This window comes from Alsobacter sp. (genome assembly GCF_059501845.1).
This window is the reverse complement of sequence record NZ_JCACDK010000018.1, coordinates 532,672-555,306: the sequence shown is the minus strand read 5'-3', so window position 1 is coordinate 555,306 and position 22,635 is coordinate 532,672. Positions and strand designations below refer to the sequence as shown.

24 protein-coding genes are annotated in these 22,635 nt (G+C 68.7%); 6 read left to right on the top strand and 18 right to left on the bottom strand.

Features of this window, described 5'->3' with window-relative positions:
- Positions 1-177: 177 nt before the first annotated feature.
- The 5 genes from AC5JCN_RS17515 to AC5JCN_RS17495 form a co-directional block, all read right to left on the bottom strand.
- Positions 178-1,266: an ABC transporter ATP-binding protein gene (locus tag AC5JCN_RS17515; RefSeq protein WP_495756369.1), complete on the bottom strand. Its 1,089-nt coding sequence runs from the start codon at positions 1,264-1,266 to the stop codon at positions 178-180.
- Between the two features lie 32 nt (positions 1,267-1,298).
- Complete coding sequence (locus AC5JCN_RS17510; RefSeq protein WP_495756368.1) at positions 1,299-2,954, bottom strand: alpha-glucosidase; 1,656 nt, start codon at positions 2,952-2,954, stop codon at positions 1,299-1,301.
- 37 nt (positions 2,955-2,991) lie between these two features.
- On the bottom strand, positions 2,992-3,834 hold the full coding sequence (locus tag AC5JCN_RS17505) for a carbohydrate ABC transporter permease (protein ID WP_495756367.1): 843 nt from the start codon (positions 3,832-3,834) through the stop codon (positions 2,992-2,994).
- Positions 3,831-4,754, bottom strand: a complete 924-nt coding sequence (locus tag AC5JCN_RS17500) for a carbohydrate ABC transporter permease (protein WP_495756366.1) — start codon at positions 4,752-4,754, stop codon at positions 3,831-3,833. The genes AC5JCN_RS17505 and AC5JCN_RS17500 overlap by 4 nt, the downstream gene beginning before the upstream one ends.
- Positions 4,755-4,861: 107 nt before the next feature.
- Entirely contained in the window at positions 4,862-6,121 is a 1,260-nt protein-coding gene (locus tag AC5JCN_RS17495; RefSeq protein ID WP_495756365.1) for an ABC transporter substrate-binding protein, read from the bottom strand.
- Positions 6,122-6,381: 260 nt separating this feature from the next.
- Here AC5JCN_RS17495 and AC5JCN_RS17490 point away from each other — a divergent pair, with 260 nt between their 5' ends.
- Positions 6,382-7,428, top strand: a complete 1,047-nt coding sequence (locus tag AC5JCN_RS17490; protein ID WP_495756364.1) for a LacI family DNA-binding transcriptional regulator — start codon at positions 6,382-6,384, stop codon at positions 7,426-7,428.
- A gap of 9 nt (positions 7,429-7,437) precedes the next feature.
- Here the strand turns inward: AC5JCN_RS17490 and AC5JCN_RS17485 are convergent, their stop codons facing one another.
- Positions 7,438-8,145 (bottom strand): cyclic nucleotide-binding domain-containing protein, encoded by a 708-nt coding sequence (locus tag AC5JCN_RS17485; RefSeq protein ID WP_495756363.1) that lies wholly within the window; start codon positions 8,143-8,145, stop codon positions 7,438-7,440.
- A 369-nt stretch (positions 8,146-8,514) separates the two neighbouring features.
- Here AC5JCN_RS17485 and AC5JCN_RS17480 point away from each other — a divergent pair, with 369 nt between their 5' ends.
- From AC5JCN_RS17480 to AC5JCN_RS17470, 3 genes are all read left to right on the top strand, one after another.
- The gene (locus AC5JCN_RS17480; protein WP_495756362.1) at positions 8,515-9,459 is read left to right on the top strand and encodes a carbohydrate kinase family protein; all 945 of its coding nucleotides are present in this window, start codon (positions 8,515-8,517) and stop codon (positions 9,457-9,459) included.
- Between the two features lie 22 nt (positions 9,460-9,481).
- Positions 9,482-10,534 carry a hypothetical protein gene (locus tag AC5JCN_RS17475; protein ID WP_495756361.1) on the top strand — a complete coding sequence of 351 codons (1,053 nt, stop codon included), beginning with the start codon at positions 9,482-9,484 and terminating at the stop codon, positions 10,532-10,534.
- A 73-nt stretch (positions 10,535-10,607) separates the two neighbouring features.
- On the top strand, positions 10,608-11,138 hold the full coding sequence (locus AC5JCN_RS17470; RefSeq protein ID WP_495756360.1) for an EF-hand domain-containing protein: 531 nt from the start codon (positions 10,608-10,610) through the stop codon (positions 11,136-11,138).
- A gap of 7 nt (positions 11,139-11,145) precedes the next feature.
- Here the strand turns inward: AC5JCN_RS17470 and AC5JCN_RS17465 are convergent, their stop codons facing one another.
- The 7 genes from AC5JCN_RS17465 to AC5JCN_RS17435 form a co-directional block, all read right to left on the bottom strand.
- Complete coding sequence (locus tag AC5JCN_RS17465; RefSeq protein WP_495756359.1) at positions 11,146-11,535, bottom strand: cupin domain-containing protein; 390 nt, start codon at positions 11,533-11,535, stop codon at positions 11,146-11,148.
- A gap of 53 nt (positions 11,536-11,588) precedes the next feature.
- A complete protein-coding gene (locus AC5JCN_RS17460) occupies positions 11,589-12,092 on the bottom strand; it encodes a copper chaperone PCu(A)C (RefSeq protein ID WP_495756358.1) in 504 nt (167 codons plus the stop codon).
- An 83-nt stretch (positions 12,093-12,175) separates the two neighbouring features.
- Positions 12,176-12,580, bottom strand: a complete 405-nt coding sequence (locus tag AC5JCN_RS17455) for a hypothetical protein (RefSeq protein WP_495756357.1) — start codon at positions 12,578-12,580, stop codon at positions 12,176-12,178.
- Positions 12,581-12,656: 76 nt separating this feature from the next.
- Entirely contained in the window at positions 12,657-13,823 is a 1,167-nt protein-coding gene (locus AC5JCN_RS17450; RefSeq protein WP_495756356.1) for an ABC transporter permease, read from the bottom strand.
- Positions 13,820-14,779, bottom strand: coding sequence for an ABC transporter ATP-binding protein (locus tag AC5JCN_RS17445; protein WP_495756355.1), 960 nt, complete (start codon positions 14,777-14,779; stop codon positions 13,820-13,822). The genes AC5JCN_RS17450 and AC5JCN_RS17445 overlap by 4 nt, the downstream gene beginning before the upstream one ends.
- Positions 14,766-15,773: an HlyD family secretion protein gene (locus AC5JCN_RS17440; protein WP_495756354.1), complete on the bottom strand. Its 1,008-nt coding sequence runs from the start codon at positions 15,771-15,773 to the stop codon at positions 14,766-14,768. The genes AC5JCN_RS17445 and AC5JCN_RS17440 overlap by 14 nt, the downstream gene beginning before the upstream one ends.
- Positions 15,770-16,402 carry a TetR/AcrR family transcriptional regulator gene (locus AC5JCN_RS17435; protein ID WP_495756353.1) on the bottom strand — a complete coding sequence of 211 codons (633 nt, stop codon included), beginning with the start codon at positions 16,400-16,402 and terminating at the stop codon, positions 15,770-15,772. Before AC5JCN_RS17435 ends, AC5JCN_RS17440 begins: the two co-directional genes overlap by 4 nt.
- 416 nt (positions 16,403-16,818) lie before the next feature.
- Here AC5JCN_RS17435 and AC5JCN_RS17430 point away from each other — a divergent pair, with 416 nt between their 5' ends.
- The gene (locus tag AC5JCN_RS17430) at positions 16,819-17,076 is read left to right on the top strand and encodes a hypothetical protein (protein WP_495756352.1); all 258 of its coding nucleotides are present in this window, start codon (positions 16,819-16,821) and stop codon (positions 17,074-17,076) included.
- An 87-nt stretch (positions 17,077-17,163) separates the two neighbouring features.
- Here the strand turns inward: AC5JCN_RS17430 and AC5JCN_RS17425 are convergent, their stop codons facing one another.
- The 5 genes from AC5JCN_RS17425 to nanR all read right to left on the bottom strand — a co-directional run bounded on the left by AC5JCN_RS17425 (position 17,164) and on the right by nanR (position 21,382).
- A complete protein-coding gene (locus tag AC5JCN_RS17425) occupies positions 17,164-17,427 on the bottom strand; it encodes a hypothetical protein (RefSeq protein ID WP_495756351.1) in 264 nt (87 codons plus the stop codon).
- A gap of 112 nt (positions 17,428-17,539) precedes the next feature.
- On the bottom strand, positions 17,540-18,364 hold the full coding sequence (locus tag AC5JCN_RS17420) for a sugar phosphate isomerase/epimerase family protein (protein ID WP_495756350.1): 825 nt from the start codon (positions 18,362-18,364) through the stop codon (positions 17,540-17,542).
- A gap of 19 nt (positions 18,365-18,383) precedes the next feature.
- On the bottom strand, positions 18,384-19,220 hold the full coding sequence (locus tag AC5JCN_RS17415) for a phosphogluconate dehydrogenase C-terminal domain-containing protein (protein ID WP_495756349.1): 837 nt from the start codon (positions 19,218-19,220) through the stop codon (positions 18,384-18,386).
- A gap of 34 nt (positions 19,221-19,254) precedes the next feature.
- Positions 19,255-20,532, bottom strand: a complete 1,278-nt coding sequence (locus tag AC5JCN_RS17410) for a ribulose-bisphosphate carboxylase large subunit family protein (RefSeq protein ID WP_495756348.1) — start codon at positions 20,530-20,532, stop codon at positions 19,255-19,257.
- 115 nt (positions 20,533-20,647) lie between these two features.
- Entirely contained in the window at positions 20,648-21,382 is a 735-nt protein-coding gene (nanR, locus tag AC5JCN_RS17405) for a transcriptional regulator NanR (RefSeq protein WP_495756347.1), read from the bottom strand.
- Positions 21,383-21,611: 229 nt separating this feature from the next.
- Here nanR and AC5JCN_RS17400 point away from each other — a divergent pair, with 229 nt between their 5' ends.
- A complete protein-coding gene (locus AC5JCN_RS17400) occupies positions 21,612-22,619 on the top strand; it encodes a sugar ABC transporter substrate-binding protein (protein ID WP_495756346.1) in 1,008 nt (335 codons plus the stop codon).
- The last annotated feature ends 16 nt before the right edge of the window (positions 22,620-22,635 follow it).

Sequence of the window (22,635 nt, the reverse complement as noted above, 5' to 3'; positions counted from 1 at the left end):
CTCGTCGCCCATTTTCATCGCGCTCCGGTGACAAGTCTGCCTCTGAGCCTGTCATCCCCGGCGCGCCGCAGGCGCACGGGGGCGATCCAGCCCCCCGTGATTGGCCAAATTTCTGGATCCCCGTCCCGGTGCTGCGCGCCGCCGGGGATGATGGGGGCGGAGGATGACGGAGGGCGGTCAGTTCAGGCGGGGGAGCGCGCGGCCGTCGGGGGTGAAGAGGTGCGTCTCCCCGGGCGCCGGGGCCACGGAGACGTCCTGGCCCGTTTGCACGGGAGAGCCGGCCGAGCCGCGCAGGGTGACGAGGGAGCCGTCGGCGGTGCGGAGGTAGACGAAGTGGCTCTCGCCCAGTTCCTCCACCACCTCGACGCGGCCCTTCAGCCCGGAGCCATTGCCGCCAAAGGTGAGGTGCTCGGGCCTGACGCCGAAGGTGACGCGGTCACCCGCGTGGAGCGAGGATCCGGACACGGGCGTGACCGCGAGACCGCCGCCGGGCAGGGCGACCTTTACTCCCGTGGCGTCGGCGCTCTCGACGCGGCCCTCGACGAAGTTCATCTGCGGCGAGCCGATGAAACCGGCGACGAACAGGTTGGCGGGGCGGTGGTAGAGCTCCAGCGGGCTGCCGACCTGCTCGACATTGCCGGCGTTGAGCACGACGATCTTGTCGGCGAGGGTCATCGCCTCGACCTGGTCGTGCGTGACGTAGACCATGGTCACGCCCATGTCGGCGTGGAGCTTGGCGATCTCGATGCGCGTCTGCACGCGCAGGGCCGCGTCGAGGTTGGACAGCGGCTCGTCGAAGAGGAACACCCGCGGCTCGCGCACGATGGCCCGGCCGATGGCGACGCGCTGACGCTGGCCGCCGGAGAGCTGGCGCGGCAGGCGCTCGAGCAGCGGGGTGAGCGCCAGGATCTCGGCGGCGCGCTTGACGCGGGTCTCGATCTCGCCCTTGCCGGTCTTCGACAGCTCCAGGCCGAAGGCCATGTTCTCGTAGACCGTCATATGCGGGTAGAGCGCATAGGACTGGAACACCATGGCTATGCCGCGCTCCTTGGGCGTCAGCTCGTTGACGACCTGCCCGTCCATCAGAAGCTCGCCCTTGGTGATGTCCTCCAGTCCCGCGATCAGGCGCAGCAGGGTGGACTTGCCGCAGCCGGATGGCCCGACGAACACCACGAACTCGCCCGAGCGGATGTGCAGGTCGACCCCGTGGATCGTCTCGATCGCCCCGAAGGCCTTGCGCACGCCGCGCATCTCAACCTCGGCCATGGACTGTCCCTCCCCTTCGTCCCGTTCGCGCCTCAGATCCAGCCGAAGAAGGCGTCCCAGGCGGGCAGCACGAGGCCGCCCGGCTCCCAGGATCCCTTGAAGCCCGTCGCCTCCGCCTGCGGCGCGCCGCTCACCTCAGCGAGCGGGACGGTGACGGCGTCCGGCCCGAGGTTGAAGGCGCAGAGCAGCCGCGCATTGCCGGCCTCGCGCACGAAGATCACGCAGCTGTCCAGCCCGTCGATGAAGCGGATAGACCCGTCGAGGAGCACCGGCGTCTCCTTCCGCCACGCCATGAAGCGGCGGACGCGGTTGAGCGTGGAGTTCGCGTCGGGCTCCTGCGAGGCCACCGACAGAGCGAGGTGCTCCGGCGGTACCGGCAGCCAGGGTCGGCCCGTCGTGAACCCGGCGTTCGGCGCGTCAGCGGTCCAGGGGTGCGGCGTCCGGCAGCCGTCGCGGCCCTTGAAGTCCGGCCAGAAGCGGATGCCGTAGGGGTCCTGCAGCAGCTCGAAGGGCACGTCCGCCTCGGTCAGGCCGAGTTCCTCGCCCTGGTAGAGGCAGGGCGTGCCGCGCAGGCTGGTCAGGAGCGCCGTGGCGAGGGCCGGGAGGCGGGCGGGATCGGCGCCCTTCCAGCGCGAGGCGACGCGGATCACGTCGTGGTTGCTCAGCGCCCAGCTCGGCCAGCCCGAGCCGATGCCCGTCTCCAGCGTCGCCACGCCGCGCCTGAGATGGGCCGGGCTGATCCCGGTGCTCAGCAGGTCGAAGGAATAGGCCATGTGAAGGCGCCGGCCGCCCTCGGTGTAGGCAGCGGTGAGCGCGTAGATGTCGTGGTCCGTGCCGAGCTCGCCGACGGCGGCGACGTCGGGATACTGGTCCATCAGCGCGCGCAGGCGTTCGAGGAAGGCGAGGTTCTCCGGCCGGTCCTTGTCGTAGAGGTGCAGCTGCCGGCCGTAGGGATTGGCGCTCGGCACCGAGCCGGACGGGCCGTCCGGCATCACGGGCTTTGGCGGGTTGTCGCGCAGATCCCGGTCGTGGAAGTAGAAGTTGACAGTGTCCAGCCTGAAGCCGCCGACGCCGCGCTCGAGCCAGAAGCGGGCCACGTCGAGCACCGCGTCCTGCACGGCGGGGTTGTGGAAGTTCAGGTCCGGCTGGGCGGCGAGGAAGTTGTGCAGGTAGTACTGCCTGCGCCTCGAATCCCACTCCCAGCCCGACCCGCCGAAAACGGAGAGCCAGTTGTTGGGGGGCGTGCCGTCCGGCTTCGGCTCGGCCCAGACGTACCAGTCGGCCTTGCGATTGTCGCGCGAGGACCGGCTCTCCGCGAACCAGGGATGCCGGTCCGAGGTGTGGGAGAGGACGAGGTCGATCATGATGCGGATGCCGTGGCCGCGCGCATCCGCGACGAGCCGGTCGAAATCCGCCAGCGTGCCGAACATCGGGTCGACATCGCGGTAGTCGGCCACGTCGTAGCCGAAATCCTTCATTGGCGAGGTGAAGAAGGGCGAGATCCAGATCGCGTCCGTGCCGAGCGAGGCGATGTAGGGCAGCTTGCGGCGGATACCCTCGAGATCGCCGATGCCGTCGCCGTTCGTGTCGAGGAAGCTGCGCGGATAGACTTGGTAGATCAGCCCGCCCCGCCACCAGGGCAGCCCGGCCGTCGCTGCAGCGTCGGGGCGGTCGATCGTCTCGGACATGGAGCCGGCCTTTCGGATGCTTCTTGCTGTTGGGGTGTCAGCCCTTGACCGCGCCGGCGGTGAGGCCGGAGACGATCTTGCGCTGGAAGACGAGGACGAGGACGACGAGCGGCACCGTCACGATGACCGAGGCGGCCATGATGTTGCCCCAGGGCAGCTCGTGCTGGCTGGCGCCTGTGATGAGGGCGATGGCGACGGGCACCGTCCGCACCTCGTTCGACAGGGTGAAGGTGAGCGCGAAGAGGAACTCGTTCCACGCCGCGATGAAGGCGAGCAGGCCCGTGGTGACCATGGCCGGCCACATCAGCGGCAGGAACACCCGGCGCACGACGATCCAGGGCGTGGCGCCGTCGACGAAGGCGGCCTCCTCCAGCTCCTTCGGCAGCTCGCGCATGAAGGTGGTGAGCACCCACACGGTGAAGGGCATCGTCAGCATCAGGTTGGACAGCGCGAGGCCGGCGAGGCTGTTGTAGAGGCCGAGCCCGCGGATGAGCTCGAACATGCCGGAGAGCACCGCGACCTGCGGGAACATCGACACCCCGAGCACCGTCAGCAGCAGCACGCCCCGGCCGCGGAAGGGCACGCGGCCCAGCGCGTAGGCGGCCGTGACGCCGAGAAAAAGCGACAGCGCCACCACCGACACCGCGACGATGATCGAGTTCAGGATGTTGCGCGCGAAGGGCTGCTCCCTGAACACGCTGACATAGTTCTGGAATGTGACCTGGTCGGGCAGCAGCGAGGCCTCGAACAGGGCCGTCCCGGTCCGCAGAGAGGACAGGATGGCGTAGTAGAAGGGAAAGACGGCGAAGATGACGATGGCGGCGATGAGCAGCCAGAAGCCGATCGCCTTGATGGCCCCGTTGCGCCTGCGGCTGGTCATGACGCGTTCTCCGCTCCGAGCTTCACCCGGCCCGCCGTGATGGCGATGATGGTGACGGTGGCGATGACGAGGAACAGCAGGGTGGAGGCGGCCGAACCGAGCCCGACCTCCTGGAAGTCGACGAGCTGCTGCCGCGCATAGACCGACATCGACATGGTGTCGCGGCTGTTGGAGGTCAGGACGTAGATGAGGTCGAAGATCCTGAGCGCGTCCAGCGCCCGGAAGATGATGGCGACCATCAGCGCGGGCCGGACGAGAGGCAGCGTCACCCTGAAGAACACCTTCACGGGGTGGACGCCGTCGATCCGCGCGGCCTCGTAGATGTCGCCGGGCAGCATCTGCAGCGCGGCCAGGATCAGCAGCGCCATGAACGGCGTCGTCTTCCAGACATCGACGATGATCACCGCCCACATCGCCGTCTGCGCGTTCGCCGTCCAGGCGATGGGCTGGGCAATGAGCCCGATGCCGAGCAGCATGTCGTTGATGACGCCGAACTGGTCGTGGAGCATCCAGCCCCACATCTTCGCGGAGACGATCGTGGGGATGGCCCAGGGGATCAGCACGGCGGCCCGCACGAAGGCCCGGCCGCGGAACTCGGCGTTGAGGACGAGGGCGACGATGAAGCCGAGGATCGTCTCGAGGATGATCGAGATGACGGTGAACCAGAGCGTGTTGCCCACCGCCCGCCACCAGACGGGATCGGCGAGGATGCCGGCCCACTCGCCGTCATAGTTGGCGAGGTAGTTCTCGAAGCCGATGAACTTGCTCTGGGAGAGGTCCGTCAGGTTGGCGTCGGTGAAGCTGTACCAGATGGTTCGCCCGAGCGGCCAGGCCGCGACGAGGGCGAGGACCACCAGCATCGGCGCCAGGAACTGCCAGGCCGAGCGCACGCGCGTGCGGGTCAGGGCCGAACGGGACATCGCGGCCTCCTGCCGGCCTCGGCCGGTCGAGAGAAGTCGGGGCGGTGCAACCGGGAACTATCGGGGTGGGGGAAGCGGGAGCGGCATGCCGCTCCCGCCCCGGGCGCTCACCAGCCGGAGCGCTTGATCTTCTTGAGGTCGCCTTCGAGCGAAGCCAGGGCCTCGGGCGCCTTCGCCTTGCCGGAGAGCACGCTGTGCGTGGCGTTCCAGAAGGCGTTGGAGACCTTGTTGTAGTTGGAGCCGGTGATCTTGGACGGGCGGGCGACCGCATTGGTGAAGGTCGAGTAGAGGTCCTTGAAGAACGGGACCGCGGTCACGACCTCCTGGTCCTCGTAGAGGGCTGCGATGGTCGGGTTGTAACTGCCCTGGATGGCGCGGCGCTTCTGCTCCTCGCGGCTGGTCAGGAAGACGACGAGGTCGGCGGCGGCCTCGGCGTTCTTGGAGTACTTCGAGACGGCGAGCTGCCAGCCGCCGAGCGTGCCGGAGTTCTTGCCGTCGGCGCCGCCCTTGGGCAGGGCGACAACGCCCATCTTGCCCTTGACCGGGCTGTCTGCACCGTTGCCGAGCGCCCAGGCGTAGGGCCAGTTGCGCATGAACACCGCATTGCCGGACTGGAACACGCCGCGGGCGTCTTCCTCGCCATAGCTCAGCACACCATCGGGCGCGATCTTGCCCACCCAGCTCGCCGCCGTGGTCAGGGCCTCGGCCGCCTTCGGGTTGTTGATGGTGATGGCGCCCTTGCCGTCGACGATGGCGCCGCCGCCGAAGCTGTCGATCCACTCCAGCGCATCGCAGGTGAGGCCCTCATACGCCTTACCCTGGAAGACAAAGCCCCACATCTTGTCGTTGCCGCCCTTGCGCTCGGCGTCCTGGATCTTCTGAGCCGTCGCCGCGAGGTCCGACCAGGTCGCCGGCGGCTGCGCGCCGTGTTTCTCCAGCAGGTCCTTGCGGTAGTAGAGCACGCCGGCGTCGGTGAACCACGGCATGGCGACGAGCTTGCCGCCCACCGTGTTGTTGTCGACGATGGCAGGGAAGTGATCCTTCTCGGCGCCCTTCGTGTAGGGCTTCAGGTCGATGAAGTGTGACCCCAGGATGCCCGGCCAGATCACGTCGATCTGGAACACGTCGATGTCGGCGGCGCCCGAGGCGAGGATCTGCTGGTAGAGCGCCAGGCGCTCATTGGTGTCGTTGGGGGTCGAGACGACCTTGACGGTGTTGCCGGTCTTCTTCGACCAGGCTTCAACGCCCTGCTTGCAGAATTCGAGCTCGGCGCCGACCGCGCCGCATGAAATGGAAATTTCCGCCGCCGATGCGGCGCTCGCCAGGGCGAGTGTGGCCGTCGCGGCCAGGACAAAGCTCTTGAACATGGTGCCTCCCTGGAGCGGCCCGGGCCGCCGGGTTGATACGGGATGCGTTTCCTCGCCAGGGACCCCGGATCCATGCCCGGCTCTGTCCCAAAGCGCTTTGAGAAGCTGTGACAGAGTGCGCTCCTTGTCAAGCCGGAACCATCCGGCCTGAGCGCAACCGCACGGGATCGAGCGAATTTCAGTCTTGCGCACGATCAGCTCAGGCTTTGCTGCACGCACAAAGCCGGCGGGAGTTGCAATCGGGATTCAAAGCGGTTTGGATGCTGGGCAAGATCGGGGGAAACGGCGTGAATCTGCGGGAACTCGCGGACCATCTCGGACTGTCGCAGACGACGGTGAGCCGCGCCCTCAACGGCTATCCGGAGGTCGGCGAGGAGACACGCCGGCGCGTGATGGAGGCGGCGCGCCGCCACGACTACCGCCCCAACCCGAGCGCGCGGCGTCTGGCCACGGGGCGTGCCGGCATGATCGGCGTGCTGTTTCCCTTCGACTACGGCCTCACCATCGACCCGCACTTCGCGGAGTTCCTGGCAGGCGTCGCCGGGCGCGTCGCCGAGACGGACAGCGACGTCCTCATCGTGCCCTCGCTCGACGGCGCCGTGCGGGCCTCGCGGCTGCGCGCCGTCGATGCCCTCGTGGTCAGCGGTCCGGCGGTGCGCGACCCGCGGGTGCCGATGCTGGCGCGCATGGGCGTACCGTTCGTCGTGCACGGACGCACCGAGGCGCCCGGAGCCTTCGCCTTCCTGGACGTCGACAACGAGGGCGGGTTCCGGCGCGCCACCGAGATGCTGGCCGACCTCGGCCATCGCCGGATCGCGCTGGTCAACGGCCCGACAGCCCTCACCTTCGCCCGCGACCGCGAGCGCGGCTGGCGCGCCGGGCTGGATGCCCGCGGCCTGCAGGCTTCGCCCGGAATGACCGTGCAGGGCGACATGAGCGAGGAGAACGGGTACCGCGTGACCCGTGATTTCCTCGCGCTCGAGGCACCGCCGACCGCCATCCTGTGCTCCAGCATGCTGCTGGCCCTGGGCTCCTGCCGGGCCATTCGCGACGCCGGCCTCGCCGTCGGGGCGGATGTCTCCGTCGTCGCCCATGACGACCGCATGCCGTCGATCAAGGCCGAGACGCTGGTGCCGCCGCTGACCACGACGACCTCGGCGATCCGCGACGCTGGCCGGCGCATCACGGAGATCGCGCTGGCACTGGCCGACGGCGGCGACCCGGAGGCGTTCCGGGAGGTGTGGCCGGTCGAGATCGTCTTCCGCGAGAGCGCCGGGCCGGCGCCTGCGAGCGGCAGGACGGGCTGAGGCGAACCTTCAGGCGGCGGGGTCGTCCATCAGCGGGTGCGGCGCGGCAAAGGCCGTGAGCGCCGCCGCGTCCTCGACGACGATCTGGCGGCCGCGCACGGCGACGCCATGGCCCGACAGGATGCCGAAGTTGCGCGACAGGTTTTCGGGGGTCGTGCCGATCAGCGAGGCCAGCGTGCGCTTGTCGATGCGCAGGGTCAGCGTGCCGTCCTCGCCGTCCTGCACCATCTGGCGGAGGATCCAGTTGGCCAGCCGCTCGGAACTCGGCCGCATCTTCTGGCTCGCGAGTTCCTTCGTCGTCTCGCGCGAACTGGCAGCCAGTTCGGCCGCCGCGGCGCGGGCAAAGGCAGGGTCGCGGTTGAACACCGTGCGGAACACGCCGGTGGGCAGCATCAGCACCTGCGAGGGCTCGATCACCCTGACGGATGCGATGCAGGGGCGCTCGCCGATGACCGACGCGAGGGGGAAGACCTCGCCGGGGCCCGTGATGAACAACCCGTACTCACGCTGCTCGTGCACGGCGAAATGCTCGAGGAGGCCGTCCAGCACGATGTGGAGAAAATCAGCCGGGTCGCCCTGGCGGATCAGCACGACATGCGGCGGAAATCGCTGGAGGAAGGCCGGTTGCAGCAGCGTTTCGAAGTTGTCGTCGGAAATGCCGCGGAACAACCTGAGTTCGCGGAGATAATCAGTCTCCTCGCGTTTGGCCGCTGTCATACGTCGACCCCCCAGGAAGGTAAAGTTTAGTCCACGCCACTTAATCCGGCAAGTTCTCTCCAGTCACGTCATGGTTCCAATTGGAAGAAAGGTCGCAAGCAAAAAACCGATATCACGGATTGCGGATCGATGTCTTGACCAATGTCATGTCCTGCCTGGTCGCGAGAAGCGGAGCAACATGCGGATTGACCTGACTCAGGCAGGTCTTTGTCGACCGCAACAGTACAACCGAGCTTTCCGCCTTTGCCACGACGCGAATCAGCGCATCCGGTCTTCGCCTGCTCTGCCCTTCCGTCCAGGCCGCCTTTTCCCTATGGTCCGGACCCGGGAGGAAAGGCCACCGCTGCAGAACGGTTGCCGCAAACGCACATGATCGTCGTCACGGGGGAAGCGCTCATCGACCTCTTCGTCAGCCCGGCCGGGGCGGACGGAATGCGGTCAGAACCGGTGCGCGGCGGATCCAACTACAATGTCGCCCTCGGGCTGGCGCGGCTCGGCCGCGACGTCGCCTTTCTCGCCTCGATCTCGAAGGACGCCTTCGGCGACTTCCTGGCCGGCCCGCTCCTGCGCGACGGCGTTGACACGCGCTGGCTGCGGCGTGGCCCGGAGAAGACGACGATCAGCGTCGTGGCGACCTCGGCCGACGGTCACCCGACCTATTCCTTCTACGGGGACGGCTGCGCCGACCGCGCGCTGCTGCCCGCCGACATACCAGCCGCGTTCCCGCCCGAGGTGAACGCTCTTGTGCTGGGGTGCTTTCCGCTGGCGGTCGAGCCCATTGCCACCACGCTGGAATGGCTGACGGACCGCGAGGCCGGACGCCTCGTCGTCTCCCTCGATCCCAATCTGAGGCCTCGGCTGATCGAGGACATGGACGCGTGGCGCCCGCGCTTCCGGCGCTTCGTCTCGCGCGCCACCATCCTGAAAACCAGCGTCGAGGACATGGAGCCGCTCTACGGGACGGGGCCGGACCTCGCAGCCATCGCCCGCGACCTCCTGTCCGCCGGGCCGAAGCTCGTCGTCTTCACGCGCGGGCCGGACGGCGCCGTGGCCTTCACCTCGGGCGGTGCCGTCGTCGACCGTCCCGGCCGCCGGGTCGAAGTGATCGACACGGTGGGAGCGGGCGACAGCTTCCACGCCGCGCTGCTCGCTCATCTCGACCGCCGCGGCCTGCTGACGCCGGCGGGCGTCGGCGGCCTCGACGCGGAACAGGCCGGCGCCGCCGTCGACGAGGCGATTGCGGCCTCGGCGCTCACCTGCACGCGGCGCGGCGCCGACCTTCCCACGGCGAGCGATCTCGCCGCCTCCCTCTGACGCCTTCGAAACGGAACTCCTCATGGGCCGCATCGTCATCCTCGGCGCCGGCGTGATGGGCTCGGCCATGTGCCTGCCCGCTGCCGCTGCCGGCCACGGCATCGATCTCGTCGGCACGCATCTCGACGAGGAGATCGTCCGCTCGGTCCAGGGCAACGGCTTCCACCCGCGCCTGGGGGTGACGCTGCCCGCCGCCACCACGGCCCATCACTGGCCGGCCTTCAGGGGCCTCGTCGGGCCGGACGTCGACCTCGTCATCCTCGGCGTGTCCTCGGCCGGCGTCGGCTGGGCCATCGACCGGCTGTGCGAGGCGCTGGACCGGCCGGTGCCGGTGCTGATGATCACCAAGGGCCTCGCCCCGACCGGCGAGGGCATCGACGTGCTGCCGCATGTCGTCCGCAGCGCCCTGAAGGAGCGGCTCGGCATGGACGTGCCGGTGATGGCAGTGGGCGGCCCCTGCATCGCGGGCGAACTCGCGGCGGGGCGCCACACCGGCGTCGTCGTCACCGGAGATGACCCGGGCCTTGTGGAGCGCACGATCGGGATGCTGGTCGCGGAGTTCTACCACGCCCGGCCGTCCACCGATGTCGTCGGAGTGGAGGTCTGCGCGGCGTTCAAGAACTTCTATGCCATCGGCGTGGGCTGGGCGACGGGCCGCCTGGAACGCGAGGGCAAGGCCGGCAACGGCGCCGGCATGTTCAACCTCTCCGCCAGCCTGTTCACGCAAGCCCTGCGGGAGCTCGGCCTCCTGACGCGTGTGCTGGGCGGCGATCAGGGCAGCGTCGGCGGGCTGCCGGGTGCCGGCGACCTCTACGTCACCTGCCTGGCCGGGCGGAATTCGCGCATGGGGCGCCTGCTCGGCCTCGGCCTGCCCTATTCTGAGGCCAAGGCCGAGCACATGGCGGCCGACACGGTGGAGGGCGCGGAGCTCGCGCTGGCTGTCGGCCCCACCCTTCGCCGCATGTGGCAGGACGGAAGGCTCGAGCGCGCGGCCATGCCGCTGACGGCCGCCATCGTCGCGGCCATCTGCGACGACGCGGTGCTGGACCCCGACTGGACCGCCTTCCACCGCTGAGGGCGCGGCACGCTTCCTGCGTGGTCTCCCGGCACACAGGGCCGCCATCGGCGGCCGGCCAGGGAGGCCAGCCATGACACCGATCATCGCCACGTCGCTCATCGGCGCCGGATCGTCCATACTTTCCAAGGGCTTGAACGCCCTTTTCGATCGCGTCGGCAAAAAAGACGAATCCGACGGCTCGCAGGGCCCGTTCGGAATCACCGGGCAAAATATGCCGGGGACCGGGTCGAAAGATCCCACCTCGTCCGTCCAGGACCTGTTCAAGGCCATGGACGGCAACAATGACGGCTCTGTCTCGAAGAGCGAGCTGAAGACCTATGTGGAGCAGCAGAAGCAGGCGCTGCAGGCCCAGCTGACGCAGATCCAGGCCGATCACAGCAACTACCGCGCCCATGGCAGGCACGAGAAGGACGGCAAGGATGCGTCCGGCCGGATCGATCAGCTCTTCACCAGGCTCGACAAGGACGGCGACGGCAAGATGTCGAGCGACGAGCTGTCGAACTGGCTGAAGGGCATGGCACAACGCCTGCGCGAGTCCTCACCTACGGTCGCGAGCGACACCGCCTCATCGTCCAGCAGCACGCAGGTCTCGTCGACCTGAGCCCTGCTCAGGCCTTGCGGACCAGCGCGACGAAGATCTTGCGAACGTCCGTGACGTTCTCCCACGTGCCGGCGAAGCCCGACGGCACGTGAAAGGATTCGCCCGGCCGGAACAGGCGGGAGCCGCCGTCCTGGTCGGTCAGCCTCACCTCGCCGGCGATGAGGCGGACGTACTCCTCCTCGTCGAAACGGCAGCGCCAGGAGCCCGCCGTGCACTCCCACAATCCGACGAGGAATTCCTCGCGCGGATCGGCATAGAGCACCTCGACCTTCTCCGCCGGCGTGCCGGTGAGCACCTTGGCGGGATCGATGGGTGTGGCCGCGCCATCCAGCGGCCTGTCGTGAAAGGTGACGATGTCGGCCACGGTCCGGGCGGCCAGGGCGGCGGGTGCGCTCATGCTTTTCTCCTTGCGGAAGCGGCCGGAGCGGTTTCCGGCCGCCTTCCCGGTGTTCAGTTCATCGCGCCGTGATGATGCTCCGGCGCCGGCGCGCCGATGTCCTCGATGTTGAACTCGACGTCGGCCGTCCCCGCCTTTTCGAAGGTGAGGGTGGCCTTGACCTTGTCGCCCTTCTTCAAGGGCTGCTTCAGGTCCATGAACATCACATGGTAGCCGCCCGGCTTGAACGCCACTTCGCCGCCGGCGGGAACGGGCACGCCATCGGGCAGCGGGCGCATTCTCATGACGCCGTCGACGGTGGTCATCTCGTGAAGCTGGACCTTTTCGCTGATCGAGGGGGCCGCCACGGAGACCAGGCGGTCCGCCTCACCTTTGTTCTGCAGCACGAAATAGCCGCCGCCGACCTTGGCGCCGCCGGGCGTAGCGCGCGACCAGGGATGCTCGATGACGATGGCCCCGGCCTTGTACTCGTGTGCGAAGGCTGGCGCCTGGGCCGCCATGACGGTGGCGACGACGGCGGCGTGAGAAGCGAAGCGGGTGAAGGTGAAAATGGGCATGGAACGTGCTCTGCGGATATCGGGCGAACGCGACGCGTCGGCGGACGCCCGGAAAGTACGAGAAGGGTGAGGAAAGTCCGCGCTCAGGCGCCCGGGGGCGCGCGGGGATGAGCCTGGGGCGGCCTCGCCGCCACACTGGGCTCGCCCGTGGCCGCAGGCAGCACTGATGGAAGGACGATGGCAGTCCGCAGTGCCGCTGGCCCGATACCAGGACACAGCGGAAGCAATGGCGGCGGCAGGTCCTTCGCCGCAGTACGGGACGCGCAGGACGCTGCGCAGCCGGGCAGGCAGCACGCGTTCTGGCCGTCGTGGGCGGCGGGGTCCGGCGTGACAGGTGTGTCGCAGAGGAGATGACCGGCCGCGTCGCGTGCCATGGCGGCGAGGGCGGCCTGGGGCGCGAGCATGGCCTGCAGGGCCAGCGCGTAGCACAGCGCCAGCACCGCCATCATGCCGCCGGATCTCGCCCGGCCGTTCAGACCCGTCCTCATGGAGCGCATCCTAGAGCACGGCGCCGGCGGCGGAACAATGTCCGGGTGCAATGAGGGCGCGCACTGCCGCGGACACTCAGTCCAGCGTCTGGCGGAAGCGCGTGACGGCGATGGTCATGGCCAAGCCCATCAGGCCGGCGAGCCACAGCGCCTCGCGGGCGAGGTCGTGCATGTCGGAGCCCTTCAGCATGACGCCGCGCACGACGCGCAGGAAATGCGTCAGCGGCAGGCACTCCCCGACCCATTGCGCCCAGACCGGCATGCCGGAAAACGGGAACATGAAGCCGGAGAGAAGGATGTTTGGCAGGAAGAACATCATCGCCATCTGCACGGCCTGCAGCTGGTTGTGGGCCAGGGTCGAGAAGGTGTAGCCGATCGACAGGTTGGTCGCGATGAACAGCGTCGCGATCACGGCCAGCGTCACGAGGCTGCCGATGACAGGCACGCCGAATACGAAGACCCCGGCGGCAACGATCATCGCCGCCTGCAGGAAGCCCACCACGACATAGGGCGCGATCTTGCCCAGCATGATCTCGATGGGGCGGATCGGCATGGCCAGCAGGTTCTCCATCGTCCCGCGCTCGACCTCGCGGGTGACGGAGAGTGCGGTGAAGATGAGCAGCGTCATCGTCAGGATGGTGCCGAGCAGGCCGGGCACGATGTTGAGCTGGCTCGAGCCCGAGGGGTTGTAGCGCCGGTGCTGGCGGATCTCGAAGGGCGGCGAGGACGGCGCGCCGTCCGAGGTCATCCTGTCGCGCACCAGCGCCGTCTGCACGGTCTGAGAGAGCGCGCCGAGCGCCGAGGCGGAGGCCACGGGGTCCGTTGCGTCGGCGACGAAGAGCAGGGCCGGCGTCTCGCCGCGCCGGAGCGCGCGCTCGAAGCCGGCGGGGATCTCCAGCGCAAAGAGGATGTCGCCCGACCGCAGCGCCGAGTCGATCTCCGCCTCGCTGCCGGCGACGAGCCGGAAGTCGAAGAAGTCGGTGTGCTGGAGCGCTTCGAGGATCGAGCGGCCGGCGTCGCTCTGCTCCTGCAGCAGCACGCCCGCCGGCATGTGGCGCGGCGTCGTGTTGATGGCGAAGCCGAACAGGAAGAGCTGCATCAGCGGCACGCTGACCATGGTCGCGAGCGTCACCCGGTCGCGCAGGAGCTGGATGAATTCCTTCGCCAGCATCGCCCAGATCCGCGAAAGCGGGGCGAAGCGCGAGGCCGGCGAGCGGCGGGCTGGCTGGGGCGAGGCGCTCACTGGAAATTGTCCCGGGCCCGGCCCATGAGGTCGATGAAGACGTCCTCCAGCGTCGGCTGGTCGTGCTCGACCGTCAGGGCGGGATCCGCCCGCAACGAAGCGATGGTTCTCTCCAGCGCGGCGGCGTCGCGGCCGCAGACGTGCAGGCTGGCTCCGAAGGGCGCGACCATGTCGACGCCGGGCGCGTCCGCCAGCCGGTCAGCGAGCCCCTGCAGGTGTTCGCCGCGCACCGTGTAGGTGGTGAGCCCCGCCGACGCGATCACCTCCGGCACCGTCCCGTGCGCCAGCAGCGAGCCATAGGCGATGTACGCGATCTCGTGGCAGCGCTCGGCCTCGTCCATGTAGTGGGTCGAGACCAGCACGGTGAGCCCCTCGGCCGCCAATGCGTGGATCTCGGCCCAGAAGTCGCGGCGCGCCTTGGGATCGACGCCGGCCGTGGGCTCGTCGAGCAGGAGCAGGTCCGGCGAAGGCAGGATGCAGGCGCCGAGCGCCAGGCGCTGCTTCCAGCCGCCCGAGAGCTCGCCGGCCAGTTGCTCCTCGCGCCCGCGCAGGCCGAGGCGGTCGATCGCCGCGCCGGCGGCGCCGCGCGGGTCGGCGAGACCGTAGACGCGGGCGACGAACTCCAGGTTCTCCCGGATCGAAAGGTCCTGGTAGAGCGAGAAGCGCTGCGTCATGTAGCCGACGCGCCGCTTGATGAGCTGGCTCTGGGTGACGATGTCGTAGCCGAGGCAGGTACCCGTCCCGGAATCGGGCGTCAGCAGGCCACAGAGCATGCGAATGGTGGTCGTCTTTCCCGACCCGTTGGGTCCGAGGAAGCCGTAGATCTGCCCGCGCCGGACCTGCATGGTGAGGTCCTTCACCACGACGCGCTCGCCGAAGCGCTTGGTGAGCCCTTTCACTGCGATGACGATGTCGGTCCCCTCCGCGGCGGGGCGAACGGCGTCAGCTTGCGCCATCCCTGCCTCCCTGCATCGCAGCCGGCGACACCTGGACGGGCTGGCCGACGCGCAGGGCCTGGGGCTTTCCCGGCCGCGCCTCGACGCGGAAGACGAGCTTGCGCCGCTCCTCGAGGCTGTAGATAACCGGTGGCGTGTATTCGGCCTCCTGCGCGAGATAGGTGATGGAGGCGGTGAGCCCCGGCTCGCACCCGTCGCAGCGTACCGCCACGCTCTGGCCGATCCCGAGCCGCGGCAGCACCGCCTGCGGCACGAAGAAGCGCACTTTCATGTTGGGCGGCGGCAGCAGGGACACGACGGGCCGGCCGACGGGCACCACCTCGCCCGGCCGGTAGTAGACCTCGAGCACCCGCCCCGCGTCCGGCGCGACGACGGCGAGCCTGTCGAGCTTCGCCTGCGCGGAGGCGAGGCGGGCTCTCGCCTGGCCGACGACGAAGCTCGCAGCCTCAAGGTCTTCGCGGCGACCGCCGAGGCGCGCGGCGGCGATCTGGCGCTGGACTTCCTCGGCCGCCGCCTGGTTCTGGTCGAAGCTCGACTGCGCCTGGTCGGCGCGGGCCTGCGTGGCGAAGCCCTTGCGCACCAGTTCCTGTGCGCGGGCGAGCTCGGACTTCGAGTAGTCGAGCGTCGCCTGGGCGCGCTGCAGCGCGGCCTCCAGGATGGCGATTTCCTCCGGCCGCTGCTGCGCGGCCTCGAGCCTGGCGAGGCGGGAGGAGGCCTCGTCCAGCGCCTGCCGGGCCGCCTGAACGTCGGCCGTCTGGGTCTTGGAATCGATGGAGAAGAGGGCATCCCCGGCCTTGACCTCCTGGCCTTCGGCCACGGCGAGGGAGGCCAGCCGGCCGCCATCCTCGGCGCCGACGAAGACCGTGTCGGCCTCGATCCAGCCCTGGTAGGTGACGGGTCCCTGCGCGCGCCAGTGCAGCGGGTCGGCCCAGGCGACCCATGCGGCCGCGGTGGCGAGCACGGCAATGCCGGCCATGACGGGGACCCGGCTCATGACCCGGCCTCCTCGCGGGAGGACGGCTCGGGAAACACCAGCCGGCGCTGCGCTTCCAGAAGTCCCTCTACGTCGAGAGGCTCCAGCTGCGAGAACAGTCCGTCCCACAGCACCGCCAGCAGCAGCGGCGCGAAGACCAGATGCGGAAAGCGGGCGATGGCATCGCTCCGGATCTCGCCGCGCGCAACGCCGCGTTCGGCAAGGCGGCGGATGAGGCCCAGCCCGCGCGTGACCACCTCGCGATGGTAGAAGGCGGCGATGGCGGGGAAGCGAGGCCCCTCGGCGAGAACCAGGCGGAGGATCTCCTTGCGGCGGGTCCCCAGCACCTCGCGCCGGAACAGGTGGTGCAGCGAGGCGACGACGTCGCGCATGGGCCTGTCGGGATCGGTCGCGAGCAGCCCGGCGCTATCCAGCACCGGTTTCACCGCGTGGATTACGAGCTGCTCGAAGAGATCCTGCTTGCTGCGGAAGTGCAGGTAGAGCGTGCCCTTCGCAACGCCCGCCTGCGCGGCCACGTCGTCCAGGCGCGCCGCCGCGAAGCCCTGGGCGGAAAAGACGTCGAGCGCCGCGTCGAGGATGGCCTCGCGGCGATCCGGCATCCTCGGGGAGCGGACCTGGCGAGCGGGCATCAAAGGCTCCTGTTTGACTGACCAGTCAGTCATAGTGCGGATCGCCAGAGATTGCAACGTCCGGTCGTGGCGCAGCCGTGCAGTCCAATCGTGATCCGCAGCCCGGGGAATTGGCCGCGCGGTGGAGCAGCGGCATCGTGCGGCGCGGCAGCAACGGGCTCGGCACCTGCTCTACGGCGCGCACCAAGGACCGACCATGACCTGCCTCAAGGCGGGCAGTCGGCTAGCGCAAGCGTAGCCGCAAGCATTGGCCCGCAATTCCGCAAACATTGGATTGCGCATGCGCAGCATTCGAAAAAGTCACTGGATCTGCACCAAGTTTACGGGTTGCTCTCGCCGTCGTGATCGCATTGCACAAAACCGGGGGATGACATCTGCCGTAAGGAGAACCACATAGCGAACGAAAGGACGCAACCATGTCGAATATTCATAAGCCCACACCGGGACTGCGCCGCATCACGAATGCCGCGGGCTCCCTGGTGTCGAGCATCCTCTTCTTCACTGCCGTGATCGCGGTCGCGGTGTCTGCGGTGTTCGCGACCGGCGTCGTGGCCGGCCCGCTGCTCGCGAAGCTGCCGGCACCTCCGGCCATCGAGAGCACGATCAAGACGCAACCGAATCGTCCGGCCCCCGACCGCTGGGATGTCGAGCGGGACGCGGACTGGGACCGCTGAACGACAAAGCCCGGCTCCTTGCGGCAGCCGGGCTCCTGAATCAGGCTGAGGCCGTCCCGAAAGGGGCGGCCCTTTTGCTTTGGCGGATCAGTTGAAGTCGCCGATCCAGTCGAACTGGGACATGGCCCAGGGCTGGTTGAACCGCCGGCTGCCGCTGGTGACGTAGGTCGGGGAGCCCTTCCCCTGGGCCGAGCCGGGGGACAGGTAGAGATAGCTCTGGTCGTCCTGCGGATAGGTGCGGGCGGCGTCATAGCGCTGCACCGGCTTGCGCTTGGTCTGCGCCTGCGACACGGCGGGGACTGCGACGACACTCGCCATGACGAGGGCGAGAAGGGTAAGACGGGCGCGCATGCGGACCTCCGAAGCTTGGCGCACACAAGCACTGCAATGCTTAACCGTCAATGACGCCCACGCAGTTTGGTTGCCGGATACTGGTGGATCCTTCCGCAGCGTTCCTTCACGGTCACGCCAGCGCCTGGAGGGATCGCCGCACCGCATTCCTGATGGTGTCGAGCGGCAGCCGCTCACTGCGGCGCTGCGGATCGCCCCGGCCCGGCCGCCAGAGCCGTAGTGGCAGCTCGAGCCCGGCGGGTATGCCGCAGGCCGCTGCCAGCGCCTTCCGGCACGGGGCCATCCCCTCGCCGATGGCGCAGAAGCGCCAGTCGGGCCCCTCCTCCGCGACGTCCTTCAGGTGCAGGTGCGCGAGCCAGGGCATCGCCGCCGCAAGGTCCGCGAGCGGATCCACCGCGCCCCGGTTGTAGGTGACGACGTTGCCGGCATCCCAGTTCAGCCGCAGCTGCGGGTGGTCGAAGCATTCTGCGAGCTTCGCACCCTCCCGGCCGCTCGGGATCAGACTGCCGTCGCCATGGCCGGGGTTCTCCAGCGCGATTACGACGCCGGCCTGCTCCGCCAGCGGCAGCGCTCCTTCCACCGTGGCGAGCGCAGCGGCCTCGTGCTCGGCGGTCGAGAAGTTGGTGATCAGCACGGGGGCTCCTATGCGCGCGGCGAACCGCACGCGGCGCGCCAGCATGTCCGGCGCGCCGGGCAGCCCGAGGTCCATGTGCGCCGAGACGGCCTGTGCTCCCAGGCCCTCCCGTTCCATGAGGCCGCGCAACCCGGACGCGGCAGCATCGGAAAAGGCGGTCTCGTCGAAGTCGAGATAGCCGGCAATGTAGGCGGGCTCGATCCGCGTCAGGCCGAGCGCGGCGGTCTCGGCGACCGCCACGTCAAGACCCCACCCGTCGAAGACGACGGTGGACAGGGATAGAACGGGGGCCGTTCCCGCCATGATTATCGCCGCGTCCGGCTCAGGACCGGACGATCAGCTCGGAGGCTTCCTTGACCTTGGCTGGCGCCAGCGCGTCGCGCCAGTTCTCGGTCACTACCACGGTCTTGGCGAAGCGCATCAGCCGCAGCGCGGCGTCGGAGGGCACCTTCGGCGAGAACCCGAACCACATCGCGATCTCGACGTTCAGGTGCCCGATCAGGAAGTCGAAGGCCGCCTCGCGGGGTATGCCGTATTTGCGCTCGCACTCCTCCACCGCCTCCACCATCGTGTCGACGAAGGGCATGGCGACCATTTCCGAAAGTCCCGGCTCGAGGATGGCGAGCTGCTCCACGGTCACCCGGTGCGCCTTGATGATGGGCGACCACATGGCGCGGCAGATCTCCTCGCCCAGCGCGTAATCCTCCTCGGGACCCTGCATCAGGGCGCAGACGATCGACTGCCGGGCGATGCCGCCGTGGTAGTCGCGCCGCGCCGGCCACTCCGTCTCCTCGTTGAAGAGCGGCGGATGGCAGGGATGGCCGACGAAATAGGTGAGGTCCGGCCGGTCCTTGGGGAGGTCGCCGGCGTAGGGCGCGGCGGCGTCGAGGATCAGCAGCATGGTGCCGGCCTGCAGCTTAGGCGACAGATCGGCGGCGACCTTGCCGATGACGTTGTCGGGCAGCGCGAGGATCACCACGCGCGCGCCCTTCACGCCCTCCTCGGCCGTCACGGCCGGGATATTGGCCTCCGCCAGGCGGGCCTTGCCGGCCTCGCCGATCTCCACCGCGCGCACGTCGTAGCCGGCATCGACCAGCTTGCGGGTAATGCGGAAGCCCATCTTGCCGCCGGAGCCGAGGATCGCGATGGACGTGGTCATGGGGTGTCCTCCTGGTGGTGTTGCGGCAGGCGGTTCAGCCGCCCTTGCCGAAGCTCTCGAGCGCCGTGGCCAGCGCGGGATGGGTGCGGGCGTACTCCTCCGCGGGAATGCCGGACTGCGCGGCCTCCCAGGCCTCCCGTACGCTGGCGACGCCGGCTTCCAGCCCGTCGGGATGGGCGACGATGCCGCCGCCGCAGCAGAAGATGAGGTCGGGCGTGCGCATGGCGTCCCACGTATCGGCGACCTGCGCCGCGGACTGGCCCGACGAGAACACCGGCATCACGACGTCGGGCCTGCCGGGAGGCGGGAACAGTGGCGACAGGCACTCGCGGGCCGAGGCGATGACGGACGCGTCGGGCTCGCAGAACTTGTTGCGAATGCCGTTGACGTGCAGGTGGTCGGCGCCTGCGAGCCGCCAGAAGCGCTGATAGGCGAGGTAGGACATGCCGATGCCGGGGGAGCGGTCGTAGACACCCCAGCCGGCCCGGTGGCCATGCAGCGCCACGGCGCTCCGCCGCCTGACGGCGTCAAGGGCAGGCAGCCCGACCGCCTGCAGCACCAGCATGGCGCAGGTGCCGCCCGCCCTCTCGACGATGTCGAGGCGGTGCAGCATGTCGTCCATCTCGCCCGAGATGTTGAAGGCGACCATGGCCTTGCGGCCGGTGCGGTCGGCGTGGCGCTCGACCACCGTCATCACCGCGGCGACGCGCTTGCCGAAGGGCGAGTAGGGCGGATCGGCGATGAGCTCGTCGTCCTTCACGAAATCGAGCCCGGCGGTGAGGAAGCGGTCGACGAGGTCCGCCGTCTCCTCCGGCGAAAGCCCGACGCTGGGCTTGACGATGGTGCCGATCACCGGTCGCCCCTCGACGCCCGTCAGCCTGCGGGTGCCCTCGACGCCGAAGGCCGGGCCCGGATACGCCGTGGCGAAGGCGGGCGGCAGCGAGACGTCGAGCAGCTTCAACGCCGAGAACTGCGACAGTTCGAAGAGATTGCCCGCTACCGTCGTCCACACCGCGGGCAGGCTGAGGCCGGTATTCTCGATGCTCCAGGACAGGCGCACCCGGGCGCGGCGCGGCTTCGCGGTCTCGCGGCCGGCGGGAGCGCGCGACCCGGGGAGCGAGGGTGCTTCGGCCTCGCCCTCGTCGACGATCTCCTCGACGCGCGCGCCGAAGCGCCGCACGAGCTCCGGCGTCTCGCCGGGCACCGGGCGGAAGGTGCCGCTCGACTGCTCGCCCGCCATGGAGGCCGCCGCCTGCTCCAGCGGAAAGCGCGTCTCGATGCGGTAGAGGGCGGTGATGCGGTCGGGGCTCATGGGAGTGCCATCGGTCCGGAAAAGGGCTAGCACGCACCAAACATCATGTCATCATACAAGTTTGGCGGAACGCAATCCGGCTTCGTGCGCCGGGATTTTTGCGGCTTGCGCGGAATCAGGCGTTGCGGCCGGCGGCCTCGCCCTGCTCGGGCGTGGCGAACTGGGCATAGAGCGAACTGGCACGGCTGAGATGATCCGACATGGCCGTGGCGGCGGCGGCGGCGTCGCCCGCGGCGATGGCCTTCAGGATGCGGGCATGCTCCTCCACGGTGACGCGCTCGGCGCCCTTCACGGACACCATCTCGGTGCGGAACCGCGTCAGCCAGCCCAGCATTCCGCGCACGACGGCAGCGATGATGGCGTTGCCAGACATCTCCGCGATCAGCCCATGGAATTCCATGTCGATCTGGATGAATGTCTCGCGATTGCCGCGCGCCTGCTCCAGTCTCTCGTGGATATCGGTAAGCTTCTCGATGTAGATGCCGCTCGCCTTGCGTGCTGCGATCTGTACGAGACCGGTCTCCATCATGACCCGAGCCTCCTTCAGGTCTTCCAGGCCGCGTGGAGACGTGGCGAGCATCATGACCATGGCGCTCGACATCTGCCCGATGATCGTGTCTGCAGACGGGTTGGTGACGCGGGCCCGCTCACCGTGGGAGATGCGGACGAGGCCCATCTGCTGCATGGTCAGCATCGCCTCGCGCACGGCGGGCCGGCCGACGCCGAAACGGACCATCAGCTCCTTCTCCGACGGCATCTGTGATCCCGGCGGAAAATCGCCGCTCATGATGCCCTCGATCAGGCGGTTCAGCACCTCCTGGTAGAGCTTCCGCCGCACGATCGGCGCCATGGTCCGTCCCCTCCGGCAGCCCCTGCTGTCTCTTTCTTCATAGCGCGCCGACGCCGGAATGACGACCGGCCGAGACTCAGCTCCTCTCCGGCACGCGTTGACAAACAGATATGATGACATAATCTCCGGCCAGACAAGAGGCGACATGCCCGCCGCGCGCCGCGGGAACGGGCAGGCGAAAGGCCGCCGGCCGGGCCGGACAGGGCCGCTGAAGGAGGAAACGACCGCCATGGCACTCTCGAGACGCGAATTCACCGTCGGCACGCTCGTGGCCCTCGCCGCGACGTCGGGCCTCTCCGTCGCCGTCAGGGCGGAAGGCAAGAAGACGATCGCCGTGCTGTTCGACGGGCTCTATTCGGAGTTCTGGGTCGCCGGCATCCAGATCATCCGCGACGATCTCAAGAAGCGCGGCTTCGAGATCATGGAAGCCATCTCGGACAAGGACGACAACAAGCAGTTCGAGCAGGTGCGCGCCGCCATCACCAAGAAGGTGGACGGCATCATCATCGTCCAGACCGACTCCAACGCCGTCATTCCCGCCATCAAGGCCGCCAACAAGGCCAACATCCCGATGGTGCACTTCAACCGTCCGCCGGCACCGTCGGACGCGTTTTCGGTGGCGATCCAGGCCGACAACCAGAAGATCTCGCGCGACGCCGTGCTGCATTCCTGCGGCGTGGCGAAGGCCTCCGGCAAGAAGCACAAGGCCGCCATCCTCATCGGCAATCTCGGCGACCCCAACGCCATCCAGCGCCGCGACGGCTTCGACGAGGCGGTCGGCCAGTTCAAGGACACGATCGAGGTCGTCGCCCGCATTCCCACCGAGTGGGACGCCGACAAGGCGTTCGCCGGGCTCACCAACGCGCTGCAGGCGAACCCCGACATCTCCTTCCTCTTCACCTCCTCGGACTTCCTGCTGCCGCAGATCATCCAGGCGCTGAAGGCGGCCAACAAATGGGCGCCCATCGGCGATCCCAACCACGTCATCCTGACGGGCTTCGACGGCTTCCCCTCCGCCTACGAGCTCATGAAGGACAAGTACATGGACGCCTGCGGCGTGCAGAACCTGTTCTTCGAGACCACCCTCGCCATCCAGGCCATCCTCGACCTGCAGGCGGGCAAGAAAGTCGACAAGCTTCTCCTCGACCCCGGCTTCGCGATCACCCAGGACAATCTCCAGGCAAAGAAGGGCGAAATGTGGGGCTACGTGCTCTGGAAGCAGAAGAACTCCGGTTGATGCCGAGGGGTCCCCT

What these genes read in the sequence shown, in the direction of transcription:
- AC5JCN_RS17495 (WP_495756365.1), bottom strand. Translation starts at nt 6,121, where the DNA reads ATGTTCAAGAGCTTTGTCCTGGCCGCGACGGCCACACTCGCCCTGGCG.
- AC5JCN_RS17490 (WP_495756364.1), top strand. Translation starts at nt 6,382, where the DNA reads ATGCTGGGCAAGATCGGGGGAAACGGCGTGAATCTGCGGGAACTCGCG.
- AC5JCN_RS17485 (WP_495756363.1), bottom strand. Translation starts at nt 8,145, where the DNA reads ATGACAGCGGCCAAACGCGAGGAGACTGATTATCTCCGCGAACTCAGG.
- AC5JCN_RS17460 (WP_495756358.1), bottom strand. Translation starts at nt 12,092, where the DNA reads ATGCCCATTTTCACCTTCACCCGCTTCGCTTCTCACGCCGCCGTCGTC.
- AC5JCN_RS17400 (WP_495756346.1), top strand. Translation starts at nt 21,612, where the DNA reads ATGGCACTCTCGAGACGCGAATTCACCGTCGGCACGCTCGTGGCCCTC.
- AC5JCN_RS17500 (WP_495756366.1), bottom strand. Translation starts at nt 4,754, where the DNA reads ATGTCCCGTTCGGCCCTGACCCGCACGCGCGTGCGCTCGGCCTGGCAG.
- AC5JCN_RS17455 (WP_495756357.1), bottom strand. Translation starts at nt 12,580, where the DNA reads ATGAGGACGGGTCTGAACGGCCGGGCGAGATCCGGCGGCATGATGGCG.
- AC5JCN_RS17470 (WP_495756360.1), top strand. Translation starts at nt 10,608, where the DNA reads ATGACACCGATCATCGCCACGTCGCTCATCGGCGCCGGATCGTCCATA.
- AC5JCN_RS17435 (WP_495756353.1), bottom strand. Translation starts at nt 16,402, where the DNA reads ATGCCCGCTCGCCAGGTCCGCTCCCCGAGGATGCCGGATCGCCGCGAG.
- nanR (WP_495756347.1), bottom strand. Translation starts at nt 21,382, where the DNA reads ATGGCGCCGATCGTGCGGCGGAAGCTCTACCAGGAGGTGCTGAACCGC.
- AC5JCN_RS17445 (WP_495756355.1), bottom strand. Translation starts at nt 14,779, where the DNA reads ATGGCGCAAGCTGACGCCGTTCGCCCCGCCGCGGAGGGGACCGACATC.
- AC5JCN_RS17510 (WP_495756368.1), bottom strand. Translation starts at nt 2,954, where the DNA reads ATGTCCGAGACGATCGACCGCCCCGACGCTGCAGCGACGGCCGGGCTG.
- AC5JCN_RS17425 (WP_495756351.1), bottom strand. Translation starts at nt 17,427, where the DNA reads ATGCGCGCCCGTCTTACCCTTCTCGCCCTCGTCATGGCGAGTGTCGTC.
- AC5JCN_RS17415 (WP_495756349.1), bottom strand. Translation starts at nt 19,220, where the DNA reads ATGACCACGTCCATCGCGATCCTCGGCTCCGGCGGCAAGATGGGCTTC.
- AC5JCN_RS17420 (WP_495756350.1), bottom strand. Translation starts at nt 18,364, where the DNA reads ATGGCGGGAACGGCCCCCGTTCTATCCCTGTCCACCGTCGTCTTCGAC.
- AC5JCN_RS17515 (WP_495756369.1), bottom strand. Translation starts at nt 1,266, where the DNA reads ATGGCCGAGGTTGAGATGCGCGGCGTGCGCAAGGCCTTCGGGGCGATC.
- AC5JCN_RS17440 (WP_495756354.1), bottom strand. Translation starts at nt 15,773, where the DNA reads ATGAGCCGGGTCCCCGTCATGGCCGGCATTGCCGTGCTCGCCACCGCG.
- AC5JCN_RS17475 (WP_495756361.1), top strand. Translation starts at nt 9,482, where the DNA reads ATGGGCCGCATCGTCATCCTCGGCGCCGGCGTGATGGGCTCGGCCATG.
- AC5JCN_RS17465 (WP_495756359.1), bottom strand. Translation starts at nt 11,535, where the DNA reads ATGAGCGCACCCGCCGCCCTGGCCGCCCGGACCGTGGCCGACATCGTC.
- AC5JCN_RS17480 (WP_495756362.1), top strand. Translation starts at nt 8,515, where the DNA reads ATGATCGTCGTCACGGGGGAAGCGCTCATCGACCTCTTCGTCAGCCCG.
- AC5JCN_RS17505 (WP_495756367.1), bottom strand. Translation starts at nt 3,834, where the DNA reads ATGACCAGCCGCAGGCGCAACGGGGCCATCAAGGCGATCGGCTTCTGG.
- AC5JCN_RS17430 (WP_495756352.1), top strand. Translation starts at nt 16,819, where the DNA reads ATGTCGAATATTCATAAGCCCACACCGGGACTGCGCCGCATCACGAAT.
- AC5JCN_RS17410 (WP_495756348.1), bottom strand. Translation starts at nt 20,532, where the DNA reads ATGAGCCCCGACCGCATCACCGCCCTCTACCGCATCGAGACGCGCTTT.